Source organism: Sneathiella chinensis (genome assembly GCF_012720115.1).
GTDB classification, from domain to species: Bacteria; Pseudomonadota; Alphaproteobacteria; order Sneathiellales; family Sneathiellaceae; genus Sneathiella; species Sneathiella chinensis.
Map to the genome: position 1 here is coordinate 670,914 of NZ_VNWN01000002.1, position 19,750 is coordinate 690,663.

Below are 19,750 nucleotides of genomic sequence, written 5' to 3' on the forward strand. Positions count from 1 at the left end.
GGGTAACGAGTGGCGCCAGCCTGTACGGTGATCATTCGATCGACATAATTATTTGATAGGCAAAACCTGTTGGCTGGGAACGCAACGGGTTACGGGAAAGTCAGGGGTAGTAGAATGTTTTTTCAAGGGTTTCAAAAGCGGACAGGAAGTCTCCTTCTTTCCCTGCTGGTGCTGTTGTTTTCCCAGTCCCTTGTTTTCGCCCAGGATGTTACCTTCTTTCGGATCGGAACCGGATCCACATCGGGAACCTATTTCCCCATCGGAACGCTGATCGGGGCGACCATCACAGGCCCGCCCGGCAGTCGCCCCTGCGAGGATGGCGGGTCCTGCGGTGTACCGGGCCTGATTGCGGCGGCCCAAACCACGCGGGGGTCTGTCTCGAATATTCTCGGGGTTCTGGATGGCAGTCTGGAAAGTGGTCTGGCGCAGTCCGATCTTGTCTATGCCGCCTATCACGGCGAGGGGGTCTTCAAGGACAACAATGCTGCCCGGGATCATTTGCGGGTGATCGCCAACCTGTATCCTGAGGATGTACATCTTGTGGTGCGGAAAGACAGCGGCATCAAGACAATCGCCGGGCTGAAGGGCAAGCGCATTTCCATCGATCTGGCCGGATCGGGAACCCGCGAAAATGCCAGGGCCATCCTGTCGACCTCCGGCATTTCCGAGGCAGACTACACAGCGGTGGAAACCAACCCGGACAAATCCGTGGACATGTTGCTGAACGCGGAACTGGACGCCTTTTTCTTTGTTGCCGGCTATCCTGTATCGGCCATCGAAGAGCTTGCGGAAATCGGGGCCATCGACCTGTTGCCGCTGGAAGGGGTCAGTGCCGACAAAATCCTGAAAAAGTACCGGTTCTTCTCGAAAAGCACGATCCCCGAGGGGATCTATCCGGGCATTGGCAGGCGGAACACCCTTGCGGTCAGTACCCAATGGGTGGTGAACGCCGATATGGATGATGAACTGGTCTATGGGTTGACCAAGGCTCTGTGGCACCCAAGAAACCGGGTGCTGCTGGATAGTGGCCATGCCAAGGGAAAGCTGATTCACTATGAAACCGCCCTTGACGGGATTGCAACGCCGCTGCATCCCGGCGCCAAGCGCTATTATGATGAGCATCCCCTAGACGGTCAGTGAGGGTATGGAGCGGTTGTGGCTGTGCTTTTCGCAGCCTGTCCGCCCGAAATGATCTGAGGGCGGGCCGTGTCGGTTTAGCCTGTGCGAGAGGGGATCGGGTAAAAAAAGCGCCTGCCGAACGGGCTCATACTCTAATTGGTTGTCCGTTCGCCCGGCCTTTGATAGTTTTTTAAAAAACGCCATGGAGACACCCGTGATCCCTTTTATTTCGCAATTTGATGATATTTCTACTGTTCCGATTTCCATCGTTCAGGCGGATGCCTTTGATGCCTGGCGGGAGGGGCAAAGCGAGCGTGACAAAAACTGGATCGCCGCCAACCGGTTCGAGGGGAAGGCCGGGACCCAGTTGTGCCTGCCGGGGGATGATGGCAGTGTGGCCAGTGTTGTCTGTATCCGGGACAAGGACACATGGGATATCTGGTCGTTGGCGGACCTGCCCGCCAACCTGCCGCCGGATGTCTATCATCTGGATGTGTCCCTGACCGATGAGGAAGCAACCAATGTGGCCATTGGCTGGTCACTGGCGACCTATGTGTTTGATCGGTACAAGGCGGCACCGAAACGCTTCGCCACCTTGCGCCTGCCGCTGAACGCCGATGCGGATCAGGTGGCGCGGACGGTCTTTGCCACCAATCTTGCCCGTGATCTTGTCAATATCCCGACCGGGGATATGGGGCCGAAGGCTCTTGAATCCGCCGCGTCCCAGATTGCCGCCGAATTCGAGGCCCGTCAGATCAACGTGGTGGGCGATGACCTGCTGACCTATCACTATCCCATGGTGCATGCCGTGGGCCGGGCAGCCGATCAGGCGCCCCGCCTGATTGACATGGTTTGGGGCGATGCGGATGCGCCGAAGGTGACACTGGTTGGCAAGGGTGTCTGTTTCGATACGGGCGGGCTGGACCTGAAACCGTCCTCGGCCATGTTGCTGATGAAGAAGGATATGGGCGGGGCGGCCATGGCGCTGGGCCTTGCCTACATGATCATGGATGCGGGACTGCCCGTGCGCTTGCGGGTCCTGATCCCGGCAGTTGAAAATTCGGTGTCGTCCAATTCCTATCGGCCCGGTGATGTGCTGACCAGCCGGTCCGGCAAAACCGTCGAGATCGGCAATACGGATGCGGAAGGGCGGCTTGTTCTGGCCGATGCACTGACCGCCGCCGGCGAGGAAGAGCCGGACCTGCTGATTGATTTCGCCACCCTGACCGGGGCTGCCCGTGTGGCCGTTGGCGAGGAAATCGCCGCCACCTTTACGGATGATGAGGACCTTTTTGACGCCATCCGACGCCACGCAGAGACGGAAAAGGATCCGGTCTGGCGGCTGCCTTTGTGGTCTGAATATCGGTCCATGATCGACAGTCCCATTGCGGACCTCAACAATTCCGGCAGCAGCCCCATGGGCGGTGCCATTACCGCGGCCCTGTTCCTGAAGGAATTTACGGCAAAGGCGAAGTCATGGGTTCATTTCGACATCATGGCCTATAACAAGCGGGCCCGTCCGGGCCGCCCCGTCGGCGGGGAGGCCTTTGCCATCCGCGCCATGTTCGCCCTGCTGCGCGAGCGTTACGGACGATAGGGAAAGCCGCCCGCCCTTGACCAAAAGGGCGGGTTTTCTCTCTGGCCGTCTTTCGGCGTGCGCGGGGGAGGACGCGGATACCGTTCCGCTTGCGGAATGGGTTGGCCTGTGCCACACTCCCGCCCATGGACGGACAAAACACAACCCAGGCCATTCTGAAACTGTGGCAACAATCCCTGAATGAAATGGTGCGCCGTTCCGGCCCGGACCTGTCGTCCCGGCAGATGGCGATCATGCTGATGGTGTATCTGGATGAGCCGCCGCATACGGTGCGGGGCATTGCCAGCCAGTTGAATATTTCCAAGCCGGCAGTGACACGGGCGCTGGATGCGCTTGGCAAGATGGATCTTCTGCGCCGCAAGCCGGATGACAAGGACAAACGGTCCATCAATGTGGTGCGGACGGTCAAGGGGTCGGTCTTCCTGAGCGAGTTTTCCGAGATTATTGAAAAATCAGCCTGGAAAAATCTGACCTGACCCCTTGCCTGTTCAGGGATGGAGACGCGGCTTAGTAGCCGCGTTCCGCGTCCACGGCGTTCAGCAATGGCTCACCGTTTTCAAGACGTTTGATATTGGTTCCCACAAGCGCGGCAACCCGTTCCGGCAGAGCAATACTGGCCACATGCGGGGTGATCCGTACCTTCGGATGGTTCCAGAGCGGATTATCCGCCGGCAGCGGTTCCGTCCGAAAAACATCCAGCGTGGCAGCAGACAGGTGACCGCTGTCAAGGGCGGCCATCAGGTCTTCTTCCACCAGATGCTGGCCCCGTCCGGGGTTGATCAGGGCTGCGCCCTCCGGCAGGGCGGCGAACAGGTCCGCGTTCAGGATATTCTCCGTCTGTTCCGTCAGCGGCAGCAGGCAAACAAGGATTTCGGTTCGGGCCAGAAAATCCTTGAGCTGATCCGGGCCATGAAAGCCGGTAACGCCTTCCACATCCTTGGGGCTGCGGGTCCAGCCGGCCACGTCAAAGCCAAGATAGTTCAGGGCCTTGGCCGCACCGGTGCCAAGGGCCCCCATGCCAAGGATACCGACCTTGCGTTCAGACGACGGCGGCGCAAAGCGCTCCTTCCATTCGTTCTGGCGCTGCTGGGCGTCATATTCCATCTGGTAGCGGTGATGGTTCAGGACATGCTGGACCACATATTCGGTCATGCGGCTGGTGACTTCCGGGTCAACCACGCGAGAGAAAGGCAGGTGGCGCGGGAAATCCGGGTCGGCCAGCAGGTGGTCGACGCCAGCACCCAGTGAAAAAATGGCCTTCAGGTTCTTGAATTTCGCCAACTCCCCGTGGGGCATGGCAAAACACAGGGCATATTCAATCTCGTCAGGGTTGCCGACTTCTGGCCAGAAGCGAACCTCCATGCCCGGCACTTCCTTGTCGAGCACTTTCCGCCACCAGTCGTCTCGTTTCAGTTTGCTATGGAACAGCAAGGCCATTGTTATTCTCCAGTTTATTGATTGGCCGGATCAGTGATCCAGTGTTTCGAGATTAAACGCCGCCTTCATCAGGGCTTGGGTGTAGAGGGTTTGCGGATTGTCGAAGATCTGGTCCGCATCGCCCTGTTCGACGACTTTTCCTTTTTGCATCACTATGACCTCGTCCGCAAGGGCGCGCACAACTTTCAGATCATGGCTGATAAAAAGATAGGCAAGATTATAAGTTTGCTGCAAGTCCCGCAAGAGGTCGACGATCTGTGCCTGAACGGACATGTCGAGCGCCGAGGTGGGCTCGTCCAGAACCATGAAGCGGGGCTTCAGGATCAGGGCGCGGGCAATGGAAATCCGCTGCCGCTGGCCGCCGGAAAACTCGTGGGGGTAGCGGTCCTGCGCATCGCGGGGAATGCCGACTTCCTCTAGCGTATCCCCGATCAGCTTGCGGCGGGCGGCGGGATCACCGCGCCCCTGATGCACCAGCAACCCTTCCTCGATGATCTGGCCGACGGACAGGCGCGGGCTCAGGCTTGAATAGGGGTCCTGAAACACAATCTGCATCTCCGCCCGGAGGGGGCGGAGTTCCTTCCAGTTTTTTCCCTGAAGGGGGGCGCCTTCAAACAGAATATCGCCTTTGGAGCGAAGCAGCCGCAAAAGCGCAAGCCCCAGCGTTGACTTGCCAGAGCCGCTTTCGCCCACAATGCCGACCGTCTGTCCGGCCCGGACGGAGACGGAAATGTCATCCACCGCCTTGACGTAATCGACGGTGCGCTTGAAGAAGCCTTTCTTGATCGGGAACCAGACCCGGATATTGTCGCCGCGCATGATCTCGGGCGCGGACAGGTCCTTTTCGGGCGGGCGTCCCTTGGGTTCAGCCGCCAGCAGCATTTTCGTATAGTCATGCTGCGGATGTGCAAACAGATCGGGGCAGGGGGCAGCCTCGACAATCTCGCCCTTTGTCATGACGCAGACCTTCTGGGCCATCTTGCGGACAATCCCAAGGTCATGGGTGATCAGCAGGATCGCCATGCCAAGACGCTTTTGCAGGTCCTGCAGCAGTTCCAGAATTTGCGCCTGAATGGTGACATCCAGGGCGGTTGTCGGCTCGTCGGCAATCAGCAGGTCCGGCTCGTTGGCGAGGGCCATGGCAATGATCACACGCTGTCTTTGCCCGCCAGAAAGCTGATGGGGGTAACTGTTCAGTCGTTCCTCGGTGGCTTCAAGGCCGACGAGTTCCAGCAGTTCCCGAACCCGGCTGGCGGCATCCTTCTTGTTCATCCCCTTATGGACCAGCAGGGTTTCATTGATCTGCTTTTCAATGGTGTGAAGGGGATTGAGGGCGGTCATGGGCTCCTGAAAAATCATGGAGACCTTGTTGCCGCGCATCCGGTGCATACGGGACTGGGGCGCGCCAACCACATTTTCCCCCTCCACCAGAATGCGTCCATGCGGGTGGGACGCCAGTGGATAGGGCAGCAGTTGCAGGATGCTGAGCGCGGTAATGGATTTACCCGATCCGCTTTCCCCCACAAGGGCGACGGTTTCCCCCTTGTTGATGGAAAAGGACACGCCTTTCACGGCAGGGACATCCTGTCCCTTGACGCGGAAATTGATCCACAGGTTATCGATTTCGACAAGGGCGGTCATTGCTGGAACGTCTTTCTGGGATCAAAGGCATCGCGGATGCCTTCCTGCATGAAAAAGGCGAGGGTCAACATGACGGACAGCACCATGAAGGCGGTAATGCCAAGCCACGGGGCCTGAAGGTTGGCCTTGCCCTGCGCCAACAGCTCGCCCAGTGACGGGGAACCGGGCGGCATGCCAAGACCAAGGAAGTCGAGAGAGGTCAGGCTGACGATGGACCCTGTCAGGATAAAGGGCAGGAAGGTCAGCGCAGAGACCATGGAGTTGGGCAGAAGGTGCTTGTACATGATCACGGAATCCCGGACCCCAAGCGCCCGCGCCGCCCGGACATAGTCAAAATTCCGGGAGCGGAGGAATTCCGCCCGCACCACGCCCACAAGGCTGGGCCAACTGAACAGCAGCAGCAGAACCAGCAGGATCGTGAAGGTGGGTTCAATCATGGCCGCCAGAATGATCAGGATATAGAGGCTGGGCATACCGCCCCAGATTTCCAGAAACCGCTGAAAAAACAGGTCGGTCATGCCGCCGAAATATCCCTGCACGGCCCCGGCGGCAATCCCGATGATGGAACTGAGGATGGTCAGGATCAGACCGAACGCCACCGAAATGCGATAGCCATAGATCACCCGGGCCAGCACATCCCGGCCCTGATCATCGGTTCCCAGCCAGTTTTCACTGTCCGGTGGGCTGGGTGCGGGGCTTTTCAGGTCATAATTGATGGTGCTGTAACTGTAGCGGATCAGTGGCCAGAGCATCCAGCCGCCGTCCTCTTCGATCAGTTCCGCAACAAACGGGTCGCGGTAATCGGCCTCGGTCTCGAAATCCCCGCCAAAGGTTGTCTCGGGATAGCTGACCAGAAAGGGCGTGTAAAACTCGTCCTTGTAGGAGATCAGAAGCGGTTTGTCGTTGGCGATCAGTTCGGCGAACAGGGACAGGATGAACAGGCTGAAAAACAGCACCATGGACCAGTATCCACGGCGGTTCGAACGGAAGTTTTCCAGTCGGCGCTGGTTGATAGCAGAAAGAGCCATGCTTATGCCTCCCGCGCTTCGAAATCGATGCGGGGATCAATCAGCGTATAGGTCAGGTCCCCCACAAGGTTCATGATCAGGCCCAGCAGGGCAAACACATAGACGGTTGCGAAAATCACCGGATAGTCCCGATTGATGGCCGCCTCAAAGCCGAGAAGACCGAGGCCATCAAGGCTGAAGATCACCTCGATCAGCAGGGAGCCTGTGAACAGGATGCCGATAAAGGCGCTGGGAAAACCGGCAATAACGATCAACATGGCATTGCGGAAAACATGGCCATAGAGAACCCGCTTTTCCGTCAGGCCCTTGGCGCGGGCGGTCAGGACATATTGCTGGCCGATCTGATCCAGAAACGAGTTTTTGGTCAATTGGGTCAGGGCGGCAAACCCGCCAATGACCATGGCCAGAACCGGCAGGGTGATATGCCAGAAATAGTCGGCAACCTTGCCGAGCAGGCTGAGGTCGTCAAAATTCTCGGAGGTCAGGCCGCGCAGCGGGAACCAGTCCAGATAGGAGCCGCCCGCGAACAGGACGATCAGGGCCACAGCGAACAGGAAGCTGGGTATGGCGTTGCCGATGATCACCAGGCTGCTGGTCCAGAGGTCAAACCGGGTTCCGTCCCGAACCGCCTTCTTGATCCCGAGGGGGATGGAAATGAGATAGACAAGCAGTGTGGTCCAAAGGCCAAGGGAAATGGAGACCGGCAGTTTTTCAATGACCAGATTGATAACGGTTTCGTCCCGGAAATAGCTGGTCCCGAAATCGAACACCAGATAGTTCTTCATCATCAGGAAAAACCGTTCATGGGCCGGTTTGTCAAAGCCGAACTGCTTTTCCAATTCCTTGATAAATTCCGGGTCAAGGCCCTGTGCCCCGCGATAGCTGCCCTGATCCCCGGACGCGGCGGTGCCCCCGCCGGTAGAGCCCGCAGATACATCCCCCGCCCCGCTGCCGCCGATGCGGGAGGTGGCGCCAACGGCGGTGCCTTGAATTTCGGCAATGATTTGTTCAATGGGTCCGCCGGGTGCGAACTGGATCACGGCGAAGTTCAGAACCATGATCCCGAACAAGGTCGGGATCATCAAGAGAAGCCGCCTTAGAATATAGGCATACACTGCCGTCTCCCCCTTTATTGACTCTTTACTGTGTGCAGGCGTGCCGCCTTGTTCCCGTCATACCACCATGTCATCAAGGCAGAACGATGGTATCCCGGTTTTGGTTTGTCCGGCCTGCCAAATTTGTCCCAATAGGCAATGAAATGGGTCGGTTTATACCATTGCGGGATCACATAATGCCCCCACATCAGGACCCGATCAAGGGACCGCGCTGCTGTTTTGAGGCTGTCCCGGTCCCCGGCTTGAACGACGGCCTCGATCAGGGCGTCAACGGCCGGGCTTTTGATCCCCGGCAGGTTCAGGCCGCCTTGAATATCCGCCGCGTCAGACCCCCACCAGTCCCTGAGCTCCACTCCGGGATAGGCAGCCTGTCCAAGGCGGCGAACGATGATGTCGAAATCAAAATCCTGCATCCGGTTTTGCCAACTGGCCACGTCAATCACGCGGATGCTGGCCTTGATGCCGGCCCGTTCCAGATTGCGGATAAACGGGTTGATGATCCGGGTGAAGGCATTTTCATAGAGCAGGAACTCAATGGTCATTTGCTCGCCCTCAGCGTTCAGCAACTTGCGATCCCGAACGGTCCAACCCGCATCCTGAAAATCCTTGAGGGAGGCGCGAAGCTGGGTTCGGATATTGCCGCTGCCATCGGTGAGGGGGGGCTGGAAGGCCGGGCCAAAGACCGTGTCCGGCATCTGTCCCCGCCACAGGGTGAGCAGGGCCAGTTCACCCGGGCCGGGTTCACCGGTTGCCTTCATGTCCGAATTTTCAAACACCGACCCAAGCCGCTTGTAGGAACCATAGAACAGGTTCTTGTTGGTCCATTCAAAATCGAACAGGCGGGCGATGCCCCGCCGCACCCGGATATCCCGGAACTGGTCCCGCCGGGTGTTGAAAAAGAATGCCTGAAAACCGGTGAGGGAGGCATCGGGCAGAACATCCTGCTTGATCAGTCCCTGATCCACAGGGGTCTTGCCCGCATATTCCGTGGCCCAGCTTCGGGCGGTGAATTCTTCGCGAAAATCATACTCACCGGCAAAGAAGGCCTCGGTGGCGATGGTCCTGTCCCGGTAATAGTCAACCCGAATGGTGTCGAAGTTATACCGGCCCCGCTGCACCGGAAGGTCTTCGGCCCAGTGGTTCCTGATCCGCTCATAGGTGACGGACCGGCCGGGATCGACCTTGGCCATCTTGTAGGGGCCGGACCCCAGCAGCGGCGTCAGGGTCGTTTCCTTGAACGGGCGGTCTGCAAAGGATTTCCGGGATAAAATGGGCATTTCCGCCACAAGGACAGGCAGGCCCCGCGTAAAGGCGCCTTCCCGGAACGGGAAGCGGATGCGATTGTCGCCGGTTATGACGGGGGTCTCAATATCCCGATAGCGTTGCCGATAGCGGGGGTGACCGTCCTCTTTCAGGGTGGTGAAGCTGAACAGGATGTCATCAGGCGTGATGGGGGTGCCATCATGAAAGCGGGCCGTATCCCGCAGGATAAATTCCACCCAGTGACCATCCTCGTCCAGCAGGGCCTTTTCCGCCACCAGCGGGTAAACCGCATCCGGTTCGTCGAACGAGCGGGTCATCAGGGTGGCATAGGTGAAGGACAGGTCCCCGCCCCGGTCACCGTTCAGGATCTCGGTGGTTCCCTTCAGGATGAACGGGTTGACGCTGTCAAAGCTGTTCAGGTTGCGAAGGGTGATCTGCCCGCCCTTGGGGGCTTCTGGATTGACATAGTCGAAATGCTGGAAACCCGCCGGGTATTTCAGGTCCCCGAAGCTGGAAAGGCCATGCACCTCAATCCCGGCGGCAGCGGCAGCGGCGGGGGCGAGGGTCAGGGGTGCCGCCGTCAACAGGCACACCGCGACCGCCAGAGACCCAAGCCAACGGGTGTTTTTCAGCCTTTTGGAAAGCCGCATCAGTCCGACTTTTCCTTGAGGGATTCCAGCCCGGATTTCAAGGCTGTTTCCTTATCAGGGGAAACCCACCATGACAGCAGGTCCGGCCCTTGTGACGGGTTGATGTCCGTCTTGCCGAACTTGTTCCAGTAAGCGATGCGGTCATAGGCGGCGGTGAACTGGGGAATGACATAGAAGTTCCAGGTTAGCACCCGGTCCAGTGCCCGGACAATGGGGATCAGGCTTTCATAGTCGGGGGCGGCCACAATCTGTTCAATCAGGTCATCCACAACCGGATTGTCGATCCCCATGAGGTTTCGACTGCCGGGGCGCTTTCCGGCGGCACTGCCCCAGAATTCCCGTTGCTCGTTACCGGGGCTGACGCTTTGCCAGAAGCCGCTGGTGACAATGTCGAAATCGTAGTTGCGCACCCGTTCCGTATATTGGGCACTGTCCACGATCCGGGTGTTGGCCGTGATACCCAGTTTTTTCAGGTTGTTGATGAACGGCCCGATAATACGCTGGCTGTTCTGGTCAAAAATCAGGAACTCGATTTCAAGCGGCTGACCGGTGTTCGGATTGATCAGCGCCCCGTCCTTCACATGCCATCCGGCACCTTCCAGAAGGGCACGGGCCTTGCGGAGGGGCTTGCGGTCCCGACCGCTGCCATCCGTGACAGGGGCCTGATAGGCCGGTCCGAACACACGGGGGGGAAGCTGGTCCCGGAATGGCTCCAGTATGGCCAGTTCCTCAGGCGAAGGCTCTCCTTCCGCATTCATAACCGAATTATGGAAGAAGCTGTCCGTGCGCTCATACTGATCATAAAAGATGTTCTTGTTCAGCCATTCAAAATCGAAGGCATAATTCAGGGCCTCGCGAAGTGCCGGGTCCTTGAACTTGTCGCGGCGCAGGTTGAAGACAAAGGCCTGCTGTCCGGCGGGAACCTTGCTGGGGATTTCCTCCTTGACCACCAGTCCCTTTTGCAGGGCGGGGAAATCATAGCCCGTGGCCCAGTTCTTGGCGCTGTTCTCGGCCCGGTAATCATATTCACCGGCCTTGAATGCCTCCAGCAGGACGCTTGTATCCCGGTAATAGTCGTAGCGGACCGTATCAAAGTTGTAGCGTCCCTTGTTAAGGGGAAGGTCGGCGCCCCAGTAGTCGCGGACCCGTTCATACACGACAAAGCGGTTGGCCTCGAACTCTCGCACCCGGTAGGGGCCGGAGCCCAGAACCGGTGTCAGGGTTGTTTCATCAAAGACCCGGTTCTGAAAATGGGCCTTCGAGATCACCGGCAGCATCTGTCCGACAATTTGCGGCAATTCCCGGTTGGGCGGGCCGGAGAAATGGAACTTGATCCGCTGCGGTGACAGGATTTCGCCCCGCTCCACGTTGGCGTAGTAATAGCGGAACAGGGGCGCGCCTTTTTCCTTTACGGTTTCAAGGCTGAAGGCCAGATCTTCGGCCGTGACAGGGGTGCCATCCTGAAAGCGGGCTTCGGGCCGGATGTTGAAAATGGCATAGCTGAGATCGGCGGGGACCTCCACGCTTTCCGCAACCAGACCATATTCCTGACTGGCCGTGTCATTGGGCTGGGCCATCAGGGTATCGAAGGTCAGGCCAAGGCCGCTGGCCGACTGGCCGCGGGAAATGAACGGGTTCAGGTTGTCAAATCCGCCAAGCGCGGACAGCTTCAAACTGCCGCCTTTGGGGGCGTCGGGGTTGGCATAATCCAGATGGGTAAAGTCGGGGCCGTATTTCAGCGGTCCGGCGAGGGACAGGCCATGACTTTTCGTCACCGGGACGTCGTTTGCGAAGGAGAGGGAGGCCGCCATCATGAAAGCCGTCCCCAGTACAATCGATGCCTTTAGCGTGCGCATTTTACCCCTGTTGGTTGCGTATTTTGACATACGTCAACATGGGACCAAACGGCCAAGACATCAAGATTAAAAGACTTTTTTCCGTTAGTCCCGGGACAGCAGGGCGAGGGCCTGCTGGTGCAGGGCTTCATTGCCGGACGCCAGAACATAACCCGGCGTGGTCAGGGTCAGGGGATTGCCATCCCAATCGGACATGACACCCCCGGCATTCTCGACGATGGGGACGAGGGCGCAATAATCAAATGGCTTCATGTCGAAGTCGGCAACCAGATCGACAAAACCGTGTGCCAGCAGGCCATAGGCGTAACTGTCGTAACCGAAGCGTTTACGGGCGGCTGAGGTGCAAAGGCGCTCGTATTCCGGGCCGCGGTCACTCTTGAACAGTTCGACCCCCCATGAGAAGAGGGAGGCCTGCTCTACCGTGTTGATGGCATCACGGGTCTGGATGGGAACATCATTGAGGGTGGTGACGCCATTGGCGCCAACCCAGCGTTCCCCGGAAATGGGCTGGTACATCAATCCCATCACCGGTGCCCCGTTTCTGACCAGCCCGATCAGGCAGGTAAAGGTCGGGGACCCGGAAATAAAGGAATGGGTGCCATCAATGGGGTCCAGAACCCAGACATATTCCGCATCGGTGCGAACCTGTCCGTGTTCCTCTCCGTAAATCCCGTGATCGGGAAATTCGGCCTCGATGATTTTTCGCATGGCCATTTCGGCGTTCCTGTCAGCGATGGTGACAGGGCTGGCATCTTCCTTGCTGATGATGTCCAGCTTTTGCCGGTAAAGAGGGCGGATCACCTCACCCGCAGCGTCGGCAAGACGGTGGGCGAGGTCAATAAAGCTCCGAGGGCACTCTTTTGTCATGCGAAAAGCCGATCAGGTTGCTTATTCAGCAGCCGGAAGAGGGGTGGACTCGGTTCCCAGTGTCCGAAGATAGGCGATCAGGTCCGCGCGATCGTCAGCCTTTTTCAGGCCAGCGAAGGACATTTTCGTACCGTTGATGAAATCTTTCGGTTTTTTCAGGAAAGCATCCAGATCCTCATAGGTCCAGGTGCCGCCGTGGGAAACCATGGCATCAGAGTAGGAGAACCCTGCGTGGGATGCCTTGGCGCGATCCAGAACAGCATAGAGGTTCGGGCCGATCTTGTTGGCTCCGCCTTCCTCGGTTGTGTGGCAGGCGCTACACTTTTTGAAAACTTTTTCACCCTTGGCCACATCGGCAGAGGCCAACAGGGCACCCAGTGACGGGCCTTCTTCCTTGACTTCTGCAGCGGCTGAGCTATCCCCACCCGTACTTGCGACCTCAATTGCGTAGGCGTTCTGTTCCGGGAAAGTAGGGGAAACCGCGATGTTGGCGATCTCGCTGATAGCGACAACTGCGAGCGCTCCGCCAAGCACGGCACCTGCGATTTTGTTTAGCTCAAAATTATCCATTGCTTACCTCAGCTCATGATTTCTGCGTAGCTCTAGCAAACGCAGTAAAAAAAAGCGAGTGGAATTTAACGGCTTTCACTTCAAAAGCGCAAGCCGTATATATTCTTTCTTGAAAAGTTTCCGCTGAAATGCGGCTGTATCATTGTTTTCGTATCAAAGAGCAGGGTCCCACCATGGCTGCTGGTAAAAGTCCGATCATTGTTATCCCCGCCCGCATGGCCTCTACCCGTTTGCCGGGTAAACCGCTGGCGGAAATCGACGGCAAACCGATGATTGTGCAGGTTCTGGATCGCGCCCGCGAGGCGGATGTGGGGCCGGTGATCGTCGCCTGTGCCGAGCCGGAAATTGCTGCCGCCGTGACCGAGGCGGGCGGGCAGGCCGTGCTGACGCGGGTGGATCATCCGTCTGGGTCCGACCGGGTTCATGAGGCCGTTGAGCTTTTTGATCCCGAGGGTCGCCATGATGCGATCATCAATTTGCAGGGGGATCTTCCCGCCCTTGATCCGGCGGCGGTGTCGGCTGCCCATGAGGCGCTGATCCGAAATAATGCGGATATCGCGACGCTGGTGGCGGAAATTACCGATCCGGCGGAACTGGATGATGAAAATGCGGTGAAGGCGGTGGTTAGCCTGTCCGAGGGGGCGCGCATGGGGCGGGCCATCTGGTTCAGCCGCCTGAAGGCCCCGTGGGGCGAAGGGCCGCATTATCACCATATCGGAATCTATGCCTATCAGCGTGCGGCGCTGGCCCGCTTCGTCAGCCTGCCGCCGTCCCCGCTGGAGCAGCGCGAGAAGCTGGAGCAGTTGAGGGCCCTTGAAGCGGGTATGCGGATTGATGCAGCTCTCGTTGACACGGTGCCGCTGGGCGTTGATACTTCCGACGACCTTGCGCGTATTCGTGCATTGTTCGAATCCCGCCGGTAAAACGGCATTCCCGATCACATACCAACTTATTTATCGTCAATACCCATAATAATCGGATTAAAATCATGGCCGAAATAGACCCAGAAAAGTCAATTGCCTTCCAGGGCGTCCCGGGTGCGTATGGACATTTGTCCTGCAGCAACGTTTTTCCGGATATGGAGGCAATCGCCTGCGAGACCTTTGCAGATGCGCTGGCCATGGTGTCCGAGGAACGGGCAAAATATGCGATGATCCCCATTGAAAATTCGCTAGGCGGACGTGTGGCGGATATCCATCATCTGCTGCCTGAATCCGGTCTGTATATTATTGGTGAGCATTTCCAGCCGGTCCAGCATCAGTTGCTGGGAGTTCCGGGGACAAAGCTGACGGATATCAAGAAGGCCCACAGTCACGAACAGGCCCTGTCCCAATGCCGGAACTTCATCCGCGAACTGGGGATTGAGGCGGTTATCCATGCGGATACGGCAGGCTCTGCCAAGATGGTCGCAGAAATCGGCGATCCGACACAGGCGTCCATCGCCTCCAGTCTGGCCGGGAAAATCTATGGTCTGGATGTGATCCGCGAGCGGGTCGAGGACCGGCTGGGCAACACCACGCGGTTTGTCATCATGTCCCGGACCCGCAAGGACCCGACCCCGCGGGACGGCGATTGCATGACCAGCCTTGTGTTTCAGGTGCGCAGCCAGCCTGCGGCCCTTTACAAGGCTCTTGGGGGGTTTGCGACGAACGGCGTTAACGTGACCAAGCTGGAAAGCTACATCACGGATGCCAGTTTCGAGGCCGCGCAGTTCTATATTGATGTGGAAGGGCATCCTGAAGAGGCCCCTCTCGCCCGGGCGCTGGAGGAATTGCAGTTCTTCTCGGCCAAGCTGAAGATGCTGGGAGTTTATCCGAAGCATCCCTACCGGACCGAATATAGCGCATAAGGCTTGAAAGGCAGGGTCAGACTGTCATATAAGCGCTTTCGAATGTCGGGGTTCCTGTTTTGGAGCCCCGCCTTGCATCCTGCTGGCGAGAGCCCTTGCAGGTTGAGGATCCTGTAAACGGAAGATACGGCATGAATGAGAAAACCGAAGCCCCGGCGAGCCGGGCCCGCGCCCTGTTTCTGGTGACCGGCGTGATCGCCATGGGGATCGTTGTCACAGCGTCCAACATTCTGGTGGAAATGCCCATCAATGACTGGCTCACATGGGGGGCGCTCAGCTATCCGTTTGCCTTTCTGGTGACGGACCTGACCAACCGGGCGCTGGGGGCGGGCAAGGCCCGGATTGTTGTTCTGGTCGGGTTCCTGTTCGCGGTTGTGATGTCGCTGTTGCTGGCCGATGCGCGGATTGCAGTGGCTTCCGGGGCGGCCTTCCTGATTGCCCAGTTGCTGGATGTCTTCCTGTTTGACCGCCTGCGTCAGGCCACATGGTGGAAGGCGCCTGTTTTCTCGTCGGTTATCGCGTCTTTTGTGGATACCCTGATTTTCTTCATTCTGGCCTTTGCCGGAACCGGTTTGCCGTGGGAAACATGGGCGCTTGGGGACTATGGCGTGAAAATCTTCATGGTTGCCGTGTTGATCCTGCCGTTCCGGGGGCTGTTGAAATACACAGACCCATTGACACTGGCAAGCACTGCCCGCTAATCTGGGTGCCATAAAAAAAGGCCGCGTAAAAACGCGGCCTAAGTAGGGAGGAAACGCCCTCAATCATAAGGGCTGTCAGTGTGTGCTGACTGTTTTTATATTGCACTTGCGAACAAAAATCGCAAGTGCAAAACTCCTTCATCGATCATTTTTCCCAAATAAATCTGTCATTGCCTGCGGAATGATCGCGTCGCCTAAATAGCGGGCAGACTTTTGGTCGCAATTTGTGCAATTCCCTTACATTTCAATCGCTTGAAGTTTCTGTGTCGGCCACATGTCGGGCTTTCCGGGGCGGAATGACAGCCGATTCGGTGAACTTGGACAGCGCGGTGAAAGTGCGCTGTGTCCCATGTTGCAGGGGTGCTGAATTGTGCGACGCACAATTTTGGTAAGAGGTGATTTGGGGTGCGAGGCTGGTGGTGTTGCAGCCCGCACGGATCGGAAAGGGTATCTCGATCAGCGCGGACGTGCAGTGGTGGCAGGCGATTGCCGTTAGGGGCGAGGGGTGGTTACTCCGCCACCCACGCTGCCGCCAGTTGGTGGGCAATGGCAAGGGGCGGGGCCAGTCGCGGGATGTCCCGGGTCACTGACTTTGCCAGCATGTCGATCACTTCCGCCCGTGTGAACCACCGGGCATCAGAGAGTTCTGTCTCGTCCAGTGTGATTTCCTCGCTGGTGGCTTCGGCAAAGCAGCCGATCATCAGCGATGAGGGGTAGGGCCACGGCTGGGAGGAATGGTAGGTGACGTTGGTGGCCGTAATGCGGGTTTCCTCATACACCTCGCGCAGGACGGCCTGCTCGATGGTTTCGCCGGGCTCCACAAAGCCGGCCAGACAGGAATATTGCTGTTCCGGGAAATTGTGGCCGCTGCCCAGCAGGCATTTGTCGCCTTTTGTGACCATCATGATGACAACCGGGTCGGTGCGCGGGAAATGCAGGGCGTTACAGGTCTCGCTTGAACATTTCCGGGAATAGCCCGCTTCCTGAAGGTGGGTCTTTGCCCCGCACTGGGCGCAAAATCCGTGGGTCTTGTGCCAGGACAGCATGGACCGGGCCTGGGCCAGTGCCCCTGCTTCGCCGGGGCGCAGATTGGAGGAAATGTTGCGGACATCGATAAACTTGCCCCAGTCGCTGTTCGGAAGCTGTTTCGGGTTCTCGATGGTGGAGACATCAACCGCGAAATGGCAGGCGAAATCGGCCGTGCCAAGGAAGACCAGCGTGGCACCGGCATCGATGAAGGACCGGACATCGGTATAGCCCCGCCAGTCGATTTCCGGCCCGCCCGCAAGGTCAATCAGGGCGCGCAGGTTGTGCATGGGAAGAAAACGGGTAGACGGGTTTTCCAATTTCTCCGCCAACCAGTCGGAATCACTCCGATGATCGGCAGACCGGTCAAATCTGTTGCCGGTAAAAACTAATGGTTTGCTCATATCAGGCGGAACTTTGGCACAACTTTTCCGCCATCGCAATCGTCAAGCGAATGGGGATGAAGGTGCCGGGTGTCGGGTATTTACCCCTTTGGGGAGGATGGGCGGGGGCGGAATGGGGCTGCGTCCGGCTTTTTTCCCAAAAAGGTCTTGATAATTGCCCTCACATGTCAGATATAGGCGGTGGAAGGCTGGTGATGGACGTGCTCCTCGCTAACCCGGTCAGGTCCGGAAGGAAGCAGCCGTAACGAGTTTCGGCGCGGGTCGTTGCCAGTCTTCTTTATCACGGCAGTTGAGTGCCGCTCTCCCCTCTTCATTTTTATTCTCTTAGGCTTTGATTTGACAGATATCTGTCTGGTATGCTCCGGCCATGTCAGAAGATAAGTCAAACAACGCGTATCGCGTCCTTGCCCGCAAGTACAGGCCGTCGAATTTCGATGACCTGATCGGCCATGAAGCCATGGTGCGAACCCTGTCCAATGCGCTGGACAAGGGGCGGCTTGCCCATGCCTTTGTGTTGACCGGGACGCGGGGAATCGGCAAGACAACCACCGCCCGTATTATCGCTCGCGGCCTGAACTGTATCGGGCCGGACGGGCAGGGCGGACCGACGGTGCATCCATGCGGGCAATGCGTGAATTGCGTGTCCATTGCCGAAGACCGGCATCAGGACGTTCTGGAAATGGACGCCGCCAGCCGTACCGGTGTGGATGATATTCGGGAACTGATTGACGGGGTTCGGTACCTGCCGGTCAGTGCCCGGTACAAAATTTACATCATCGACGAAGTGCACATGCTGTCCAAGAACGCGTTTAACGCGCTTTTGAAGACGCTGGAAGAGCCGCCGGAGCATGTGAAATTCATCTTTGCGACAACGGAAATCCGGAAAATTCCGGTTACCGTCCTGTCGCGCTGTCAGCGGTTTGACCTGAAGCGGGTCGATGCCGAAACACTGGCCGCCTATTTCGCGACCATTGCGGAAAAGGAAGGGGCCGAAATCGAAGGTGATGCGCTGGCCCTGATTGCCCGCGCCGCCGAAGGCTCGGTCCGGGACGGGTTGTCCCTGCTGGATCAGGCGATTGCCCATGGGGATGGCACGGTGACCGCCACGCAGGCCCGCGACATGCTGGGCCTTGCGGACCGGACACGGATGCTGGACCTTCTGGAAACGGTATTCAAGGGCGAGATTGCCGAGGCCTTGGGGATTTTGCGCAGCCAGTATGACAGCGGCGCAGACCCGGTGGTCGTGATGCAGGACCTCCTGGAACTGACCCATTGGCTGACAACCCTGAAAGTGACCCCCGAGGCCGCCAATAATGTTGCCATGGCGGGCGGCGATGTGTCGCGTGGTCAGGACATGGCCACCGCCCTTGGGATGCCCACCTTGGCACGGGCCTGGCAGATGCTGCTGAAAGGGCTGGATGAGGTGCGGGGTGCCCCCATGGCCATCAGCGCCGCGGAAATGGTTCTTGTGCGTCTTGCCTATGCCAGCACCCTGCCGAGCCCGGAAGAACTGGCGAAGAAACTACAGGATGGGCAGTATACCGGCGGCGCGCCGGGCTCCGGTGCTCCGTCTGGCGGCGGCGGCGGTGGCGGCATGCGGGCCGCAGCGGGCGGCGGCGCAGCGGCAACCCTTGCGGTTTCCAACGCCATGCCCGATCCGGTGCATCGCCCGGACAGTGCGCCGCGGGCGCATTTGTCCCTGGTTCAGAATGCTGCCCCGGAACGGGAACAGCAACCGCAGGCGGTCCCGGCCACCGAGGTAACCCCGCCAACCCCGGAGCCGGCCCAAAAGGACGCGGTTGCCGATCTTGAGGATATCGTTGACCTGTTGTCGGATCGCAAGGATGTGATGCTGCGCGGTCAGGTGATTAATTTTATTCGGCCGGTGAAGTTTGAAGCGGGGTATCTGGAATTCAGCCCCGCGCCGGGGGCCCCGGCGGATTTGCCCGCCAAACTGGGCATGCGCCTTCGGGAACTGACCGGAGAGCGGTGGCAGGTCAGCATGACGGCCGAGGCGGAAGGCGCCCCGACACTGGCGGAAAAACGTCAGCTGGACAGGGCCGCCATGATCGCCGCCATTGAAAAGCATCCGCTGGTTCAAAATATCAAGGAAATCTTTGGCGGTGCGACAGTGAGCGAGGTTCGGGACCTTGCGCCGACTTTTGAACCTGCGTCCGATGACTTCGCGTCTGGTGACGACGATCTTGATTAAAACAGTGAATTAGCAGTCTATCACCCCCTGCAGGGCTTGGGTCCGCTGCGGGGTGATGCAGCAACGGAGACAGAGTATGAAGAATCTTGGCAATCTGATGAAACAGGCCAAGGAAATGCAGGCCAAGATGGCAGAAATGCAGAAAGCCCTGGAAAGTCACGAACTGACCGGCGCCTCCGGTGCCGGCATGGTCGAGATCACCCTGAACGGGAAGGGCGAAATGCGGGGGATCACCATCGACCCCAGCCTGATCGACGCCGAGGAAAAGGAAATGCTGGAAGACCTGATCAAGGCGGCCCATGCGGACGCACGGGCGAAAGTGGATGCCTATTCCCAGGAAAAAATGAAGGAAATGACCGGCGGCCTTCAGCTTCCCCCCGGCATGCAGATGCCGTTCTGATTGTTTCTTTTACGT

Annotated in this window: 17 protein-coding genes and 1 other RNA gene; 9 read left to right on the forward strand and 9 right to left on the reverse strand. The window is 58.3% G+C overall.

All coding sequences use genetic code 11. The annotated features are described in order from the left end of the window. Positions 1-114: 114 nt before the first annotated feature. The 3 genes from FQB27_RS03225 (at position 115) to FQB27_RS03235 (ending at position 3,192) form a co-directional block, all read left to right on the forward strand. Positions 115-1,140, forward strand: coding sequence for a TAXI family TRAP transporter solute-binding subunit (locus FQB27_RS03225; RefSeq protein WP_169559416.1), 1,026 nt, complete (start codon positions 115-117; stop codon positions 1,138-1,140). Between the two features lie 193 nt (positions 1,141-1,333). Then, entirely contained in the window at positions 1,334-2,716 is a 1,383-nt protein-coding gene (locus FQB27_RS16780; protein WP_169559417.1) for a leucyl aminopeptidase family protein, read from the forward strand. A 125-nt stretch (positions 2,717-2,841) separates the two neighbouring features. Further along, positions 2,842-3,192 carry a MarR family winged helix-turn-helix transcriptional regulator gene (locus FQB27_RS03235; RefSeq protein ID WP_169559418.1) on the forward strand — a complete coding sequence of 117 codons (351 nt, stop codon included), beginning with the start codon at positions 2,842-2,844 and terminating at the stop codon, positions 3,190-3,192. Between the two features lie 31 nt (positions 3,193-3,223). Here FQB27_RS03235 and FQB27_RS03240 read toward each other — a convergent pair whose 3' ends face one another. From FQB27_RS03240 to FQB27_RS03275, 8 genes are all read right to left on the reverse strand, one after another. After that, positions 3,224-4,153 (reverse strand): 2-hydroxyacid dehydrogenase, encoded by a 930-nt coding sequence (locus FQB27_RS03240; protein WP_169559419.1) that lies wholly within the window; start codon positions 4,151-4,153, stop codon positions 3,224-3,226. Between the two features lie 30 nt (positions 4,154-4,183). Next, positions 4,184-5,794: an ABC transporter ATP-binding protein gene (locus tag FQB27_RS03245; RefSeq protein ID WP_169559420.1), complete on the reverse strand. Its 1,611-nt coding sequence runs from the start codon at positions 5,792-5,794 to the stop codon at positions 4,184-4,186. Beyond that, the gene (locus FQB27_RS03250; RefSeq protein ID WP_169559421.1) at positions 5,791-6,822 is read right to left on the reverse strand and encodes an ABC transporter permease; all 1,032 of its coding nucleotides are present in this window, start codon (positions 6,820-6,822) and stop codon (positions 5,791-5,793) included. Before FQB27_RS03250 ends, FQB27_RS03245 begins: the two co-directional genes overlap by 4 nt. A 2-nt stretch (positions 6,823-6,824) precedes the next feature. Beyond that, positions 6,825-7,937, reverse strand: a complete 1,113-nt coding sequence (locus FQB27_RS03255) for a microcin C ABC transporter permease YejB (protein WP_169559422.1) — start codon at positions 7,935-7,937, stop codon at positions 6,825-6,827. Between the two features lie 14 nt (positions 7,938-7,951). After that, positions 7,952-9,850 (reverse strand): extracellular solute-binding protein, encoded by a 1,899-nt coding sequence (locus tag FQB27_RS03260; protein WP_169559423.1) that lies wholly within the window; start codon positions 9,848-9,850, stop codon positions 7,952-7,954. Continuing rightward, positions 9,850-11,706 (reverse strand): extracellular solute-binding protein, encoded by a 1,857-nt coding sequence (locus FQB27_RS03265; protein WP_169559424.1) that lies wholly within the window; start codon positions 11,704-11,706, stop codon positions 9,850-9,852. Before FQB27_RS03265 ends, FQB27_RS03260 begins: the two co-directional genes overlap by 1 nt. Positions 11,707-11,790: 84 nt before the next feature. Beyond that, positions 11,791-12,573, reverse strand: coding sequence for an inositol monophosphatase family protein (locus FQB27_RS03270; RefSeq protein ID WP_169559425.1), 783 nt, complete (start codon positions 12,571-12,573; stop codon positions 11,791-11,793). A 21-nt stretch (positions 12,574-12,594) separates the two neighbouring features. Next, positions 12,595-13,143, reverse strand: coding sequence for a c-type cytochrome (locus FQB27_RS03275; RefSeq protein WP_169559426.1), 549 nt, complete (start codon positions 13,141-13,143; stop codon positions 12,595-12,597). A gap of 173 nt (positions 13,144-13,316) precedes the next feature. On the opposite strand from FQB27_RS03275, the gene FQB27_RS03280 reads away from it, so the two are divergent. The 3 genes from FQB27_RS03280 (at position 13,317) to FQB27_RS03290 (ending at position 15,693) form a co-directional block, all read left to right on the forward strand. Next, positions 13,317-14,066: a 3-deoxy-manno-octulosonate cytidylyltransferase gene (locus FQB27_RS03280; RefSeq protein WP_169559427.1), complete on the forward strand. Its 750-nt coding sequence runs from the start codon at positions 13,317-13,319 to the stop codon at positions 14,064-14,066. Positions 14,067-14,131: 65 nt separating this feature from the next. Beyond that, positions 14,132-14,992 carry a prephenate dehydratase gene (locus FQB27_RS03285; protein ID WP_169559428.1) on the forward strand — a complete coding sequence of 287 codons (861 nt, stop codon included), beginning with the start codon at positions 14,132-14,134 and terminating at the stop codon, positions 14,990-14,992. 131 nt (positions 14,993-15,123) lie between these two features. Continuing rightward, the gene (locus FQB27_RS03290; RefSeq protein WP_169559429.1) at positions 15,124-15,693 is read left to right on the forward strand and encodes a queuosine precursor transporter; all 570 of its coding nucleotides are present in this window, start codon (positions 15,124-15,126) and stop codon (positions 15,691-15,693) included. A gap of 509 nt (positions 15,694-16,202) precedes the next feature. On the opposite strand, the gene nudC is transcribed toward FQB27_RS03290, so the two are convergent. Beyond that, complete coding sequence (gene nudC / locus FQB27_RS03295) at positions 16,203-17,123, reverse strand: NAD(+) diphosphatase (RefSeq protein ID WP_169559430.1); 921 nt, start codon at positions 17,121-17,123, stop codon at positions 16,203-16,205. Between the two features lie 183 nt (positions 17,124-17,306). On the opposite strand from nudC, the gene ffs reads away from it, so the two are divergent. The 3 genes from ffs (at position 17,307) to FQB27_RS03310 (ending at position 19,735) form a co-directional block, all read left to right on the forward strand. Continuing rightward, an RNA gene (ffs, locus tag FQB27_RS03300) (signal recognition particle sRNA small type) lies at positions 17,307-17,402 on the forward strand. Between the two features lie 88 nt (positions 17,403-17,490). After that, the gene (locus FQB27_RS03305; protein ID WP_169559431.1) at positions 17,491-19,335 is read left to right on the forward strand and encodes a DNA polymerase III subunit gamma/tau; all 1,845 of its coding nucleotides are present in this window, start codon (positions 17,491-17,493) and stop codon (positions 19,333-19,335) included. A 76-nt stretch (positions 19,336-19,411) separates the two neighbouring features. Next, positions 19,412-19,735, forward strand: coding sequence for a YbaB/EbfC family nucleoid-associated protein (locus FQB27_RS03310; RefSeq protein WP_169559432.1), 324 nt, complete (start codon positions 19,412-19,414; stop codon positions 19,733-19,735). Positions 19,736-19,750: the final 15 nt, after the last annotated feature.